Here is a 17292-nt window from a genome sequence, read left to right as displayed (position 1 = left end):
ATTTTGAAATATTTCAAAGGAAAATTTTTCTCATGGGACGTTTTTTCCATGTCAAAGTTTTTACACTACAAGATATTAGGCATTTAAAAAGCCGACTGTGAAAGTCGGCTTAAGTATTGGTGTCATATTGGCCATGTTAAGTAGAAATTTATTGTTGAATAGTAACGTCTAAATTTCTCTTCTTCATTTTTTCAATAAGCGTTGTACGATTCATCTGTAGCAGCTTTGAAGCTTGGTTTTTATTACCATTCGTTTTAATAAGCGCCTGCTTAATTAAAGACTCTTCTACTTCATTCATAAAATCTTTTAAATTGATACCATTATCTGGAAGACTAACAAGATCATCAGTATCAATTGTCGAGCGATTTGTAAGAGCTAGAATTTTTGGTGGTAGATCCTGAGGTCTAATTTTATTTCCACCTCTTAAGATAACAAGTCTTTCAATTAAATTCTCTAGTTCACGAACGTTACCAGGCCATTCATAAGACATAAGAATCTCAAAAGTTTCGTCATCTAATTCAATATCATTTCTACCATCAGCACTTACAAAGCGTGATAGGAAGTATGAAATTAAAAGAGGAATATCTTCTCTACGATCTTTTAATGCTGGTATCTTTATCGGAATAACATTTAGTCTGTAGTAAAGGTCTTCTCTGAAGTTACCTTGCTGAACAGAGTCTTCAAGATTTCTGTGAGTTGCTGTAATAATACGCACATCTACAGGAGTCGTCGTTGAAGAACCAACACGCTCAATTTCTCTTTGTTGAAGAACTCTTAGAAGCTTAACTTGTAAAAGTAGTGGCATATCGCCAATTTCATCTAAGAAGATTGATCCACCATCAGCAGCTTCAAAGCGACCCATACGATTTGAGACTGCGCCAGTAAAGGCTCCCTTCTCATGGCCAAAGAGTTCACTTTCTAAAAGCTCTCCAGGGATCGCACCACAGTTTACATTTACAATTTTATTATGATTACGATTTGAAGATAAGTGAATTGCCTTTGCAACAAGCTCCTTCCCTGTACCAGAAGGACCTCCAATTAAGATCGTTGAACTTGAAGCTGCAACTTTCTTAATACGCTCAAAGATTTTTCTCATTGGTTTAGAGCGGCCTATCATCCCACAAAACATATCGTCTTCTGTAGGCATCTCTAATTTATACTTAGTCCCAAACGAGCGCTTATCATTGGCAGAACTTGTTCCAGCAGTTATCTCAAGACTTTCACGGTACTCAAGTTTATGAACAAGGGCCCTAACCACAAGGTCTTTTAGTGCTTCAAGCTCGAACGGCTTAGTAAGGTAGTGAAAAACACCTTTCTTAGTTGCCGCAATTGCTGTTTCAATAGAGGCAAAGCCTGTCATAGCGATAGAGCTAAAAGTTAAGCCACGCTCTTTTAATAAGTCGATTAGATAGAGTCCGTCAGACGAATTATCTTCAAAGCTAATGTCTGTAATTAGACAAAAGCGATCAACTTGATTCTTAGTAATATGCTCGATTGCAGGTGTTGGAGAAGAAAAGCTAATAACTTCTAGGTTTATCTTCTTACTTAGATACTTCGTTATCATTGCGGAAAGAGTTTGATCATCTTCCACGACAATAATCACTGGTTTTCTTCCTTGATCGATTTTTACTTCATTATCTGATTCATCATTTGAGAATGTATCAGTTAGAAAATTAAAATCATTCTTCATGTGTTGTTGCCTCTCATCGTGTGAGGTTAAAAATTGTCCCACTAAAATGGTATCGAATAACTCGTGGACGTGTCAATTTTTTAACACCATGATAAAACTTCCGAAACTAGCATAAATAGCTAATATCACAAGTTTATATATAAATATTAATGTCTAAAAGTTTCTTACAATATCTAAGAAATAATGAACAACTTTGTCTGGACCACCGGCCATTACCCAAATAAATAGGAAGAAACTTGAGATAGCTGAGCAAAGTGCAAAGAAGATTGGAGGCAGAGTGTAGCCTCTTAACCAATAATAGTACGCAAAGCGGCCACCAATGATCATAATTGGAACTGACCAGAATGGCGTGTAGCGCAATGTAAACATGAGGAATTCATTCATGGGATAAGTATAAACTGATTTGGGAAAAAAGAAAGGCTCCTTTCGGAGCCTTCTATACTACAAGCAAAGTGCTTTAAGTTTTTCAAAGTACGACAGTTCTTCCTAAGGGACATCCTGCGGCAAAAGTGCCCCAAAGGGCAGTTTTGAAGCTGAGATGGATGTGACTCAAGAAAGCTAGCCTAGCGCAGCGATGGCGCGGCTTTCGGTTAAAGGCAAAGAGCTTTTAACTTCTCCACATAGCTTAATTCTTCCCAAGGGAAGAAACCATCTTTAGTTCTACCAAAGTGCCCGTAAGCTGCAGTTGGAGAATAAATTGGTCTTAGTAGATCAAGTCTTTCAATGATAGCCGCTGGCTTCATATCAAAGATTTGGTTAACAGCATTGTTGATCTTAGCAACATCTACTTTCTCTGTACCAAAAGTATCAACAAGAAGTGACATTGGCTCAGCAACACCAATTGCGTATGCAACTTGTACTAGAGCTTTATCAGCAAGACCAGCAGCAACGATGTGCTTAGCAATTTGTCTTGTCGCATAAGCTGCTGAACGGTCTACCTTAGTTGGATCTTTACCAGAAAATGCTCCACCACCGTGAGCACCGTGACCACCGTAAGTATCAACGATAATCTTTCTACCAGTTAGACCACAGTCACCCATTGGCCCACCGATAACAAATTTACCAGTTGGGTTAATGAAGTATTTCGTGTTGTTATCAACAAGTGATGCTGGAACAACTTTATTAACAACTTCTTCTCTAACTGCTTCTTGAACTTGTGCAAGAGTCATATTGTCAGAGTGTTGAGTCGAAACAACAATTGCATCGATACGAGATAATTTGCCATCTTCGTACTGTGCAGAAACTTGTGTTTTACCGTCAGCTCTAAGCTCACCTAAAGTTCCATTCTTTCTAACTTCTGAAAGTCTTTCAGCAAGTCTGTGAGAAAGATCGATTGTCATTGGCATGTAGTTATCAGTTTCGTTACAAGCGTAACCAAACATTAGACCCTGGTCACCAGCACCTAATTCTGTATATGTACCTTCACCAACGTTTACACCTTGAGCAATATCTGGTGATTGCTTATCAAGAGCAACCATAACACCACAAGTATTAGCATCAAAACCTTTATCAGAGTGATCGTATCCAATCTCTCTAATTTTATTTCTTACTGTTTCTTGGAAATCGATATTAGCTGTAGAAGTAATCTCACCTGCAAGAACAACTAGACCAGTTGTGATCATAGTTTCACAAGCAACACGAGATTTTGGATCTTGTTCTAACATCGCATCAAGTACCGCATCACTGATTTGATCCGCAATTTTATCAGGGTGCCCTTCTGTTACTGATTCAGAAGTGAATGTAAAATCTTTTAGCACTGCCTCATCTCCTAGCTATAAATAATTAATACACTAATAATTGTATGAATATACTGCTATTAGCGCGTTTTAACAACTAGTTTCAACTACTATTTTCAATAGCTTATACTCAATAAAAATTAGTAATCATCGTTCTTTACGAAGTATTTGAAATAATGAGGATTACGGTATTGATAGAACTTACCGCTCTTGGCCGAATGTACATAAACTTTATTTTTATAGCGATAGACATCGTAATTATGTTCACCGCTATCTTTAAAAGAATACAAGTAGTTTAAGTTCTTACGAGTAAGTAATGTTTTTAATCGTGTCGTATTGTGAATTAAAGGTCCTGGACGCTCTTCCATACTTGTGTACTCATCCCACAAAGAGGACATATCCATTCGTCCAAGCATTGAAGCTCTTGAGAAGTAACGTGTTGCCTTGAAGTCCTTATCAGGATTATGTAATTCATCCAAAATCATTTTTAAATTCTTACGCATTAACTTTCGTGCAGACTTTGATTGGTCAGGACAAAAGATTCCCTTCGAAGCAGGTATAAAAAAGTAAGTAAATGAAAACTGCCCTCTTTTAAAAAGCACATTAAGCCACGGATACTTGTCAGTATTTTTTACACCTGCTTTAACAAGAGACTGATAGAACGGTTCATCACTTTCAATTGTATTATAGCCAGGGTTTGTCACACGATTGATTACAACCTTGGCCACATCTCTTCTTTCACTTCCGTAATTGTCATCGAGACGTCCAACTTCATGAATCAAAATCGTTTCTAGAGCGTATAGCTTACGATAAATCTCTTTTTGTCTTTTCCAAAACTTATAAACTAAAGCTTCCTTATCATAGATATACTGGCTTAAGGCATAGCGGGCCTGGTTTTTATCTTCGAAGATTTTCTTTAAGATATCATCTTTTGTTTTACTCTTATTAAGCAGATCAAGGTAGTAGTCTTCACGTTCAATAATCTTTTTTTGCCAGTACTTTGTTCTAGCGTAAGTCTTCTTATGACCTTTTCTTAAAACTCCATCCAGACGAGAAATTAAATCAGAAATATCATAACGTAGTTCTTCAGTTAAGAATGGTTGGTCAAAGCCAACAATACGTAAGTAGACTGAGTCAATTAGAGAGCGAAGACTTAAATCAGATCGGCCCTTTTTAGGATCAACACTTCCATCCTCAACAATTTTTCTCAATAAGTATGCAGAGTTTGACTTCTGTTTTCCTTCTGCTGTTTCTAAATCCTTAACCTTGTCATACTCACTTCTTAAATGAAGGTGATCAACAGGAAAGTTAAAAGATTGTAAAAAGAAGAGGCTATTTAGGTACCTTTCAAGATCTTTTAGAAATTGTTTGATCTCTTTTTTTGACTCAAGGGCCACGTGAGATTTAGTCTTTAAATCCTTTATGTAGCGATACTTATAATTGTGGCGCATGGCCTTTTCAAATTGACTTTGAATTTGGCGATTTCGTGCCAGTACATTTCTAAAAGAGCGCATTTTGGAAAGGCGTTCATTAACACCTTTTATCCACTCTCTCTTCTTTTTCATTAGTGGAACATATTCTTTAATTGTTCCCTCATCGAGATCGCCACTTAATTGAAAAGGAATAAAGATTCCATTTCCTAAGAAGTTCTTATAAAGCTTTTGAGACTCATTATAAATTTTCATCGAGCACGTCGTTTTGTACTGCTTGCGATGAAGCTTCATATACTCATTGATTACTTGTGCATCTGTTAAGCTCTTTGCGTGAACAAACTGGCCAGAAAAACTTGTAAAAGCGATGAGAAATGGAAGAGTTGTCTTAAAGTGTTTTAACAAACTCACTACTCCATAAGCCTAGACAAGAACTATTACTCATAACAAGTTGAACACTCTGCTCACTGCTATTTTCTTTTATAAACATAATTAAAGGTTCTAACTCTGTAACAATATTAGTTCTTATTCCACTTTTTTCTAAGTCAGACTTTAGCTTATCAACATCAAGATCCCCTTGGCCCTTTGCCGTTGTAGGACGTGACGGCTTGATAATTGTTGCACTCGCCGCTCCTTTTAATGAGTCTGCAAATCTTTCTTGGAAAAGATCACTTCGAGCAGTTGCAGATCCCGGTTCAAGGTATGCATGAATTTTCTTGCCTGGATATTTTAAAGATATTGCATGTAAAGTTTCTTGGACGGCAGTAGGATGGTGAGCAAAATCGTCGATAATAGGCGAAGAATTAAATTCACCTTTTACCTCCTGCCTTCTTTGCACCATTCTAAGATCTAAGATACCGGCCTGTATTTCCTCTGGGGTCTTTCCAGCTTTTAAAGCGACAATGATAACAGATGCTAAATTGAGAATATTATGGTGCCCCATTAGGTTTGTTTTAAATTTATGCTCACCAACTGAGCATTTCATTGAAAACGAAGTCAGCCCATTTTCGACATTAATGATTTTTACATTTTCACGATCATACTCTGACCAAGACTTATCTGTGACCTTTAGATCATTAATACTTTGCCACTCAGAACAAGCGATTACTTCATCTACAATTGGAAGAATAGCCTTAAACTCATTTTTAATATCTTCAATCGACTCAAAAATATCAGCATGATCAAATTCAAGCGATGTAATAATTAATTTATTAATATAGTAAGAGCGAAACTTTGAGAATTTTTCAAAGTATGCAGAATCATACTCATCAGATTCAATAAAGAAGTAATCCCCTTTACCAACTCTCGCAGGTGGACGCTCATCCATAACTCCACCAATGAGATAACCTGGTTCCATCCCTAGTTTTTCAAAAAGTTGAACACCAAAGTATGTTGTCGTTGTCTTTCCATGAGTTCCTGAAATACCAACAACGGTTTTATCCTTTAGAACCAATGCGCCGATTGCCGCCGGAAATGAACAAAACGGAAGCCCACTTTCTTCAATAAATTTTGCATCATCAGAATTTCTTGCAACAACATTTCCTACAACAATTAAATCGTAGTCTTTAATAATCTCTTCAATATTGTGTTCTTCAAATTTATAGACATTAATACCCGAGTTATCTAGATAGGTACTCATTGGAGGATAGAACATGCGATCCGCACCAGCAACCTCAAACCCCGCTTCTTTAAGGAGGCATGCAGCTGCTCCCATCCCAGTCCCGCAAATACGGTAAAAGAACACCTTTTTAAATTTATTTGATTCTTTTAATGCAGATAATGCATCTATATCTTTATAATTTTCTAAATTCATAACTTACCCTTTATCCGTCAATTTTAACCGTTTTTCGGACAAAGGGTAAGGGTAAATATTATGATCAACTAATTACTGTTGAGATAAGAACATCTTAATTACACCCTTGCAGGTCTTGGTAGAATTTGTTGGCGTAATACCATTCGGATCAATTTGTTTCCACCATTCAAGCGTTGCTCTAACTTTGTAATCGCTATCGGCCTGTACCGCTGATCTTTCAAGTTCTGTATCTTTAAGAGGACGTCCAATTTTTTCTTCCACAGAATCCTGAATTGCTTCACTATCCCCTGCTGGCTCAATTGAAATAATCTCATCAGGGAAGACGATCAGTGGGATCATCTCTTCGAGTTCATTATAATTTGAAACAAGGTTTAATAAGCTCCTATTTTGAGACATCTTCAATGCAGCTATTTTTTGACCTTGGGATTCACTAGCAAAATTATCTGCAACAGAAAGAACTGATCCTGATAAATAAGGAGAACCTAAAGGCTCAACACTATGGCCTTTGAAAACACCAGCAAGAGACTGAAATTCAACCGGCATATGCACACCTGCTTTCTTACTAATTTTTTTATCAAAGTAGGTTTTTAACGAACGAAGTCTTCTCGTGTAACTCCCCTGATTCTTTGTCAAAAGCTTGGCCATTAAGAAGTGGCCACCATCATCTGACTCACGAACAAGGTCATCTCCTAAACCTCTAAAGCTGACAAAGAAATCATCACTTGGATTTTCAATTTCTTTTACCCATCTTTGCCATGCTGCAATCTCAGTTGGCTCCATTTGTTCCCATGGCATATACGCTTCAATTAACTCGGCTACTTTTTTACGGTTACCAGAAGCAATATAATCATCTAGTTTAAGATCTTGTGCCTCAAGTGCCTTATGAAGAGCTTTCCATTGTTTAGCTAAACCATTACGAATCGTTTTCTCAGCGCGTACCTTCTTCTTAAGATTATTGGCAATCTTTGATGCATGCGCCTTTCTAACTTCTGCATATTGTTCAATTTTCGCAAGAGCTGCATCTGCATTTCCGGAGAAGTTACTTCTCATTAAGTTAGATAATTTATCCATTGCATCCACTTCTGCTCGCGCTAAGAACTCACGAGAGCGCATTGAACCATGTTTTGCATTTAAAGCAGCTTCGGCCCAAAAAACGGGATGCTTTAAAAAGTCATCTCCACGTGTAATTTGGCTTACATGAATAGCTTCTTCTAAGAGTACTAGTGGATTCTTATACCCTTCTTTCGTAAAACGTACTTTTACAAGAAGTCCCTTATTAGGATCTATATCTGGAACAATTTCAGCTAATTTACCATCTTCGAGAGTCGCATTCTTTTCAACGACAACTTCAAAGCTATAATTAGTTTGTGTAATTTCATTTGCCCTCTTAATCATTCCATTAAACATCTCAACTGGATCTTTATTAAATTGTGTTTTGAATTTTGTGTGTGAGTCAAAGTCAACTAATAAGTCTTTTGTGGCCTGATCTGGTTTAAAGAATGAAAGGTGACAAAATTTGTCATCTGCACATACATCAGTATTATTAACAGTTGGTAAGAAGTTAAATTTTAAATTGCCGTTATAAGTAACCTGAGCGTCAAGACCTGCTTGTTTGAATGCAGATTGCGAATATAGATTAACAAGGAAGTCACTATCTAGACCTACGTATTTTGGAATAGTAACAAACTCACTAGAAGGAGGTCCTCTTATGAAATTGATTTCACAAAACTTAGAAACCTTTGCAATTTCATTTTCAAAATCTTTAGCAACTTCTTTATACTGATCAACTAACTCTTGTGTATCAGCGTGGATATTAATAATAATCTTACCTGTTTTAGGATGCCACTTTCCGTCAACAAATTCTTTATCAACGGAGATTTTTGGCATATGCCCAAATTCTTCAAGCTTTCTTAAAACATAGCTTGAGACCTCCGAAGACTCAGTGATTCTCTTTGTAAAATAGTTATCACTAAAATTATCGACAGAGTCTACTGCCGCTTGAATCGCTGCTTCAGATACATTCTTATTATCCTTAAGCATTGAGAAAATATAATATTTTAAAGTATTGGCCTTGTTCCCAAGAACTTTATCAATTGAACTTCTTAGAATTCCAATATGATTATCAGCAGTGTTTACACCTTGTGGTATTCCAACCTCATCTCTATCAAGCATTGCATAGAGAAGTTTATTAAGAGAATTTCTTCTCTTCGCTCCAGTAGCAGAAGCGAGAGTCTCCCCTTCCGACTTAAGAACATCTGATATTAATAGATAGGCTTGAAGATCATCATCTTGGCCATTTAAAATTTTTCGTAAGTGACTTACTTCAACTTCAACAAAGTCAGAATGACTTGAGCTTTCTTCTAGCCATTCATTTGTTTCGATAAACGGAGAATATACGTGATCAACAGTACCACCAACTTTGGCACCATCAATATCCATCATCGTTCCACGTAGTTTTTTACTTTCACCATCTAAACGCGTATGTGAAGGGATAACAAGATCACCGACACTATAACCTTTATCAGGAAAGGCTCCTGCTGTACCAATATAAGTGATATTCTTATGGCCAGTATTTTTTAGGGCCTTTGCAAGAGGAGAAATTTCATCTCCCCAACTATTTGCAACAACACGCCAAACAACGTCTTCCCCTTTAGAGTTTTTAAAAACAATATCTGACATCGAAATAACATAATTATCATAGTCATATTTCTTAAACTCAAAAGGCTCAATTCCTTTAGCTTTAATTGTCTTTTCTAACTTAGTAAAGGCCCTTTCAATATCTTTTTTATTTTTAAAAATATCGTATTTCTTGATATCTCCATCGGCCATGAGATCTTTAAAAGAGTCTTTTAACTTATCTGAGATGTGAGATAGCACCAAATCAGGCTCGTCATCATATAGATTTTTAAGGGCACGAACTTTCCACAGCGTTTCAAAAGTTCTCTCAATAGCACCTTTTTGTCCGATAATGACTCTTTCAGACTTTGGTAGATGTCTAAAAATTCCAGAGAGTTCGTCTTCCATCATCTTGTGAGTGTCATCAAGATCACCAAAAATACGAACCTTATTTGTTACTGTATGGCCTCTCTTCGATAAACCAAATTGTAGCATTAGGTGATTAAGTCGATCCTTCCCACCGATTGCAGTAATTGCATAACGATAAGTAGACTCACCAGGGTATTGAACGGCATAAATTTTATTATAATTATTAGCAAAGGGACGAATTTCTTTTAGAATTTGCCCACCATTGGCCTGTAAATTCTTTAAGAACTCTCTAGAGTTTTCAAGATGAAATTCAACATCACGATTGCTTTCAACTGCTTCCCAGAAAACAGCACGTGTCGTACGATTTGAAATATAGTGATCAGCATCTAATGTAAGCTCACCATTTTTAATTCCTTGATCAGGAAGCGTAAACTCAGACCTTGGCTCTACTTTAGTAATAGCAGAATCATCTTTTGGTTTAATTTTAGAATCGAGAAGAGTAAAACCTTCATTTAGTTTATTTTTAAAGAAGTTATAACCCCACTCATAACTAGCTTTTGAACCAGAAGGCTTCTTACCTAGACGCTCTTTTAAAATATCATAAATAATTGCATCGTATTTCTTTGCATCAAAGATTCTAGAATCAGTTGAGTACTTATCAATAATATAATCGAGCTCAACTTTCTTTAGTTCTCCTAGTGCTTCATCATCAATCTTCTTACCAAAATTATTGATATATTCACCGATATAGTAATCGAGTTTATCAACAGCTAGTAACGTCTCTAAACGTTCCATATCAGCAACAGAAGCAGGTGCTCTAGTACTAAAGTAAGAATACTCAGAACGATCTACCTGCGAGTACTGTGTAAGAACAGTAAGAGTTAGAAGTAAGACGGAAAGTAAACCAAATGCTTTCTTATGCATGAATTCCTCTTTTACTGTAAGAAGCTTTTAATAGCGTATAAACAATTATTAATCTTAGGCATTTCATCAATCACTTTTACTTTCCCCTTACTAGAAGAGGAAAACTTATTCTTTAAATTACTAAAGAAGTTACTAATCTTCTTTGCAATTCCGACGTTCTCATTAGTTGCCCCAGTCAAATTTGTTTTTAATTTTGGAACAAGATACGCCTTTTCATATTCATTAAACTCGCTTGAACGAGAAAGGATTTCTTCAGCGATTTCTGGCCCCTGTGTATCTCCATAAATTCTAATCATTTCTTTCTTAAGGCCATCGTGAAGTGCATCTTTAATAGCTGAACGATTAACCTTTTCCATATAGTCTTCATCATAGAAGCCAACCATTTCATCAGGAAATGTGATTAATGGTGCTAAGTATTCCATTTCAGACTTAAATCCAGACATTTGATTAAACATAAGAAGTTCTGGATCGATTAAGAATGCACCCATGGCCCCTTTAGCATCGGCAACTGTTTTGTCATCTGCGATTGAAAATCCAAAGGTATAGCCAGTATCAAAGTTAGACGTAAATGAAAGGAATGGACTTCCTTGAGCTTCAATAGAATGCTGCTTAAGCATTGTCGTTAAGCGAGCTGTTTCAACGAATTTAGAATCTGTATTACTTGGATTAGAAGCAATTTTCTTTCCATACATCGTTTGGAGAGAGCGAAGTCGACGGTTATAAGTTCCTTGGTTTCGAGTTAAAATAGTAGACATCGAGCCTAGATTTGCTTTCTTTACAGCGTCTTCATACTCGAGTTCCTGGCCATCAACAATCTGAGGAAATAGGCGGTCACCGTATGTCCCACGGTAGACGAGAACCTTATCTTTTGCAGGAATAGGGTTTCGCATGCGATTAAGAATGTGATTCCAATATGAGTCTTCAATTGGAGTCATTTGCTCCCAAGGAAGATATTTTTCTAAAAGGTCAGCAACACCCTTACGGTCATTATTTTGAATTAATGCTTTAAGTTGGTGGTTTTCAGCAGCTTTATCAAGCGCGGCCATTGCACTCTTTCGAGCTGTTTCTTTGGCCTTCATTTCTTTTTTCACAACCTTAAAATCACTTTCTAGTTCAGAGATCCCTTCTTCGATAATCTTTCGATCTTCATCATAAATTGCGGAATCTCCTAATGCCTTCATCTTTATATTTTCTAAGGCAATCTTTGCACGAAGATCACCTGCTTTAGCATTGTGAGCAATTTCAAAGAAAGAGTAGATATTTACAATATTCTTCTTTTCATTAATTTCTGAAAGAAAGTTAAAGAGCAAACTCTTAGATGACTTAGTTATGGCCGCATCATTTGTTGAACGGATAACTTTTAAGACATGGACACCATTATCTTCGATTGCCGTATCAATAGCAAAGGCCTGTCCTTCCGGAAGCTCCATTGACTCTAGCGAGATAAGTACCGCTCTGGTTTCACTCGAGTCATAAACTCGTTTTTGAAGGTTAACATTATAATGAGCAACTAACTCTTCAAGATTTCGGTCAAATAAATCTGATGCTTCTGTAATTGTATTCAAATAAAGGGCCGGTTGATTATCAACCTGGTCTTCAATACTAGAAATTGATCTTTGCGTTTGCTGACAAGAAACCAATAAGAATGAAAGTACTAAAAATAATAATTGAAATTGTTTAAGGACGAGTCCCATTTTTCATCTCCGATAAAATACTTGATATTTATCGGCAATTATTAACAATTTCTTAATTTAAGGTGTAAGACAAAGAGTAAAATTAACTACTTACAAAAGAAAGTATTTGCAATTTCCTTTCTTATTTCGCTCAACTTCTTTCGATCATACCAATATTTAATAACTTCATTTGCTAGAATTACGACGCCTTTTTGAGAATGAGGGTCAATCCAAATTGATGTCCCAGTAAAACCAAGATGACCAAAGGTATCTTTATTGGAACACTTACCAGCAAGAGAAGTTTCAGGACTAGTCACACTATCCCAACCATTAATAAAACGCTGATCACTTTCACGTTTCGTCTTACTTATTAATTGGTATTCATCATCTGCTTTTAAGAGTGTTTTACAAACACCATCAATCGTACCAAAGAGTCCAGCATGAGAAACTTTTTCAGCGATAACAAAAGCGTTATCATCATGAACTTCCCCATCGATACTCTCTCTATTTCGACGGCCAGTAGGAACACAAACCTCATCTCCAATATCAAGCCAGTGCTTTATTTCTTCATCCCACATTGGTGAGACAAGGTCATAAAGATCTTGCTTCTTTTCAATTTCAAGTTGAAGCCTAAGAGCGCCAAAGTCAGAATAAAGAGTCTCACTTTCTTTAATTGGATAAGAGAGAATTTGTTCTCGCCAATTCTCGAATGAAAGTCTTCCCCATGAATTTAGTCCTCCTCGATGATTTAAAAGAAGCTTCATCTCTTCAGAAAAGATTTCAGGTTTCTTTAAATAAGCAAAGCCAAGAGTTAGGGGTTTTGTTAAAGAAGCTAAGTCAAAATAAACTTTTTGACCTTTTAAAAAAGGATTTTCGAAAAAAGAAAATGTTTCATACGAATCATTCTTGAAATCAATATAAGAAAAAGCAAGGCAGTTAAAATTATAACTGCCAAACTCTGCTTTTATTTTTTTTGTTAATTCTTCTATCGACATTACTTATTGCGAATCACGGCCTGAGCAGCTGCCAGACGAGCAATCGGCACTCGGTATGGTGAACAAGATACATAATCTAAACCAATTCTATGACAGAAATCGATTGATTGAGGCTCCCCTCCGTGCTCACCACAAATTCCAACGTGAATATCTTTATTAGCACTTCGTCCTTGCTCAGTTGCAAACTTAACAAGGTAACCAACACCTTCTTGGTCAAGTGAAACAAATGGATCATTTGGAAGAACTGATTTTGAAATATATTCAGTTAAGAAACGTCCAGCATCATCACGAGAAAGACCAAAAGTTGTCTGAGTTAAGTCATTTGTTCCAAAAGAGAAGAAGTCTGCATGATCTGCAATTTCCGCAGCTGTAATCGCTGCACGTGGAAGCTCAATCATTGTTCCAAGCTTATACTTAAACTCCTTATCTCCTTTAGTCTTATCAATCGTTGCCACTAAGATTTCTCTAAGAATTGATAACTCCTTAGCTGTTGCCACAAGAGGAACCATGATCTCAGGTCTTACATCAATCCCTTCAGTAAGAGACTCTAGAGCAGCTTGAGTAATAGCAGTAACCTGCATTGTATAGATCTCTGGATAAGTGATACCTAAACGACAACCACGGTGACCAAGCATTGGGTTAAACTCGTGAAGCCTTTCACATCCATCTTCAATAGTTTTTACTTCTACATCAATATACTCAGCAAGTTCTTTCTTCTCTTCATCCGAATGAGGTAAGAACTCGTGTAAAGGCGGGTCAAGAAGTCTGATATTAACAGGCATACCATCAAGGGCCTTAAAGATCCCTTTAAAATCTTCTTTCTGATACGGAAGAAGTTTAGCAAGAGCTTTTTCTCTTTGAATTGTTGAATCAGCAAAGATCATTTCACGAACTGCAAGAATTCTTTCTGGCTCAAAGAACATATGTTCTGTACGACAAAGACCAATACCTTCAGCACCAAATTTTACGGCCGTTTCACTATCTTCAGGGTTATCAGCATTTGTGCGAACTTTTAACGTTCTAATCTCATCTGCCCAAGACATGAACTCAGCAAAGTCAGCATTAATTTCAGCATCAAGAGTTGGTACTTCACCTTCAATAACTTCACCTGTTCCACCATCAAGTGTAATAAAGTCACCTTCGACATATTTTTTATCGCCAACAATCATTGTACGATTTTTACTATCAACTAAAATTTCAGAACATCCAGCAACACAAGGCTTCCCCATTCCACGTGCAACAACGGCCGCGTGAGAAGTCATCCCACCACGTGCTGTTAGAATTGCTTGAGCTGCGGCCATTCCCGCAATATCTTCAGGTGAAGTTTCTTGGCGAACAAGAATAACTTTCACACCATTTTCATTCATACTTGTTGCATCGTCTGAATGAAAAACAATCTTCCCTGCACCAGCGCCAGGTGAAGCAGGAAGACCTTTAGCGATAATATTCTTCGTTGCATCTGGATCAAGTCTTGGGTGCAGAAGTTGATTTAGTGCTTCAGGATCGATTTGCATAATTGCTTCTTCCTTCGTCACAATACCTTCTTTCTCAAGATCAACAGCGATTTTCAAAGCGGCTGCTGCTGTTCTTTTCCCATTACGAGTTTGTAGTAGATAAAGCTTATCTGCCTCAATCGTAAACTCGATATCTTGCATATCTTTGTAATGTTTCTCTAGTTGCTGATAAAGATCTGTAAGTTCAGCAAATGCCTTAGGCATATACTCTTCAAGAGTTTTTTCATTTCTATTTGAATCATTCTTTGAACATTCATTAATTGGTGCCGGAGTTCTGATCCCAGCGACAACGTCTTCACCTTGAGCATTAACAAGATACTCACCAAAGAACTTCTTATCTCCAGTAGATGGATCACGAGTGAAACAAACACCTGTTGCACAGTCATCACCCATATTTCCAAAAACCATGGCCTGTACATTGACTGCAGTTCCCCAGTCACCTGGAATATTATTTAACTGACGATACTTGATTGCACGTGGATTATTCCAAGATCCAAAGACGGCCTCAATTGCTAGCCATAATTGTTCCATTGGATCTGTTGGAAATTGTTTTCCAGTTTCTTGAGCAATAATTTGCTTATAAACCTTAACTAAGTTTTTAAAGTCTCTTGCATCTAATTTTGTATCAGAGTCAACACCCTTTGCTTCTTTTAAGTCCTCTAGAGTTGACTCAAGAAGAGAGTGACTCATCCCCATAACAACATTGGCATACATTTGAATGAATCTTCTATATGAATCCCATGCAAATCTTTCATTATCAGACTTCTTAGCAAGGGCCTCAACTGTTTCATCATTTAGACCTAGGTTAAGAACAGTATCCATCATCCCAGGCATCGAAACTCTAGCTCCAGAACGAACAGAGAAGAGAAGTGGATTCTCTCCACCACCAAATGTTTTCTCAGTTGATGACTCAACAAGTTTTAGGGCCTCAACAACTTGAGACTTAATTTCTTCATTTATCGTGTTTGCTTTTTGATAATCGATACAGGCTTCAGTTGTAACTGTAAAACCTGGAGGGACCGGTAATCCAAGAGCAGACATTTCAGCTAGGTTGGCACCTTTACCACCTAGAAGATTTTTCATGCTTCTATTACCTTCAGTTTTTTCCTTTGAAAACGAGTAAACCCATTTACTCATAACTGCGCTCCTTGCTTAGTATAGAAAAAAGGCCACGAATCTGTGGCCTTTCAAAAAAATATTTTAAATGTAGATTCTATCTCTTAAATAGTTTTTAACTTGATCGAGGGCAATACGCTCTTGATTCATCGAGTCTCTGTCACGGATTGTAACAGCGTTATCATCTAATGAATCGAAGTCAAAAGTGATACAAAATGGAGTTCCAATCTCATCTTGACGACGGTAGCGCTTACCAATTGAACCCGCGACATCATATTCAGCAGCAAATTCTTGCTGTAGCTCATTAAATAATTTTGTTGCTGGCTCATTTAACTTCTTCGTTAATGGAAGAACAGCAACTTTAACAGGAGCAAGAGATGGATGGAATTTCATTACCACTCTTTCATTCTCTTTATCACCTTCATTTTCAATTCTAAAAGCATCACACATAATTGCTAGAAGTGAACGATCACAACCAACAGATGTTTCTAGAACGTATGGAAGATATTTTTTATTTCCATCCTGTAGATCTGTATACTTTAAGTTCTTTCCTGAGAACTCTTCATGTTGACGTAGATCGAAGTCAGTTCTTGAGTGGATCCCTTCCATCTCATCCCAACCATGTGGAAATTTATATTCAATATCTTCAGCAGCATCAGCGTAGTGAGCAAGCTCATCTCCTAAGTGTGGATGCCATCTTAAATTTTCAGGACGTAGTCCATTTGATAAGTGCCAATTCCAACGAATCTCTTTCCACTGCTCCATGGCCTCCATTTGAGTACCAGGCTTAATGAAGTATTGCATTTCCATTTGTTCAAATTCACGAGTTCTAAAAATGAAGTTACCTGGAGTAATTTCATTTCTAAATGCTTTCCCAATTTGTGCGATACCAAATGGAAGTTTCTTTCTCATTGTTGATTGAACATTTAAGAAGTTTACGAAAATCCCTTGAGCTGTTTCTGGTCTTAAGTAAACCTTCGCTGATGAATCTTCAACAGGCCCCATCTGCGTATTAAACATTAAGTTGAAATCTCTTGGCTCTGTAAACTCACCTACTACTCCACAGTTTTGACATGGAGCTGATGTATCAATTTTATCTTCACGAAAACGCGACTTACATTGCTTACAATCAACCATTGGGTCATTGAAGCCATCAACGTGACCTGAAGCTTTCCAAACTTGTGGGTGCATGAAGATTGAAGCATCAACACCAACGATATCTGAACGTAAAGTCATGGCCTTCCACCACTTATTCTTTAAGTTTCTTTTTAACTCAATTCCGTATGGGCCATAATCCCAACAAGAAGATAGACCGCCATAAATTTCCGAACTTTGGAAAATAAATCCACGGCGTTTAGCTAGACTAACAATTTGCTGCATGTCCTTAATATTACTTTCTGACACAATGCCCCCTAT

Annotated in this window: 10 protein-coding genes; all 10 read right to left on the bottom strand. The window is 37.0% G+C overall.

Annotated elements, in window-relative coordinates:
• Nucleotides 1-148: 148 nt before the first annotated feature.
• On the bottom strand, nucleotides 149-1690 hold the full coding sequence (locus ABMA76_RS09945) for a sigma-54-dependent transcriptional regulator (protein WP_393061492.1): 1542 nt from the start codon (nucleotides 1688-1690) through the stop codon (nucleotides 149-151).
• A 153-nt stretch (nucleotides 1691-1843) separates the two neighbouring features.
• Nucleotides 1844-2074 (bottom strand): hypothetical protein, encoded by a 231-nt coding sequence (locus ABMA76_RS09940; RefSeq protein WP_392910159.1) that lies wholly within the window; start codon nucleotides 2072-2074, stop codon nucleotides 1844-1846.
• A gap of 206 nt (nucleotides 2075-2280) precedes the next feature.
• The gene (gene metK, locus ABMA76_RS09935) at nucleotides 2281-3447 is read right to left on the bottom strand and encodes a methionine adenosyltransferase (RefSeq protein WP_392910157.1); all 1167 of its coding nucleotides are present in this window, start codon (nucleotides 3445-3447) and stop codon (nucleotides 2281-2283) included.
• A gap of 119 nt (nucleotides 3448-3566) precedes the next feature.
• Nucleotides 3567-5261, bottom strand: a complete 1695-nt coding sequence (locus tag ABMA76_RS09930) for a hypothetical protein (protein WP_393061490.1) — start codon at nucleotides 5259-5261, stop codon at nucleotides 3567-3569.
• On the bottom strand, nucleotides 5245-6669 hold the full coding sequence (locus ABMA76_RS09925) for a Mur ligase family protein (protein WP_393061488.1): 1425 nt from the start codon (nucleotides 6667-6669) through the stop codon (nucleotides 5245-5247). The genes ABMA76_RS09930 and ABMA76_RS09925 overlap by 17 nt, the downstream gene beginning before the upstream one ends.
• 72 nt (nucleotides 6670-6741) lie before the next feature.
• Nucleotides 6742-10578 carry a hypothetical protein gene (locus tag ABMA76_RS09920; RefSeq protein WP_393061486.1) on the bottom strand — a complete coding sequence of 1279 codons (3837 nt, stop codon included), beginning with the start codon at nucleotides 10576-10578 and terminating at the stop codon, nucleotides 6742-6744.
• Between the two features lie 11 nt (nucleotides 10579-10589).
• Complete coding sequence (locus ABMA76_RS09915; protein ID WP_393061484.1) at nucleotides 10590-12272, bottom strand: hypothetical protein; 1683 nt, start codon at nucleotides 12270-12272, stop codon at nucleotides 10590-10592.
• Nucleotides 12273-12358: 86 nt separating this feature from the next.
• Nucleotides 12359-13246: a hypothetical protein gene (locus tag ABMA76_RS09910; protein WP_392910147.1), complete on the bottom strand. Its 888-nt coding sequence runs from the start codon at nucleotides 13244-13246 to the stop codon at nucleotides 12359-12361.
• Nucleotides 13246-15897, bottom strand: coding sequence for a pyruvate, phosphate dikinase (ppdK, locus tag ABMA76_RS09905; protein ID WP_392910145.1), 2652 nt, complete (start codon nucleotides 15895-15897; stop codon nucleotides 13246-13248). The genes ABMA76_RS09910 and ppdK overlap by 1 nt, the downstream gene beginning before the upstream one ends.
• Nucleotides 15898-15960: 63 nt before the next feature.
• On the bottom strand, nucleotides 15961-17280 hold the full coding sequence (locus ABMA76_RS09900) for a glycine--tRNA ligase (RefSeq protein WP_392910143.1): 1320 nt from the start codon (nucleotides 17278-17280) through the stop codon (nucleotides 15961-15963).
• Nucleotides 17281-17292: the final 12 nt, after the last annotated feature.

This window comes from Halobacteriovorax sp. ZH5_bin.2, from assembly GCF_043196375.1.
In the GTDB taxonomy this organism is placed as follows: domain Bacteria; phylum Bdellovibrionota; class Bacteriovoracia; order Bacteriovoracales; family Bacteriovoracaceae; genus Halobacteriovorax_A.
The sequence above is the reverse complement of the archived record's forward strand: the minus strand, read 5'-3'. Positions and strand labels throughout refer to the sequence as shown.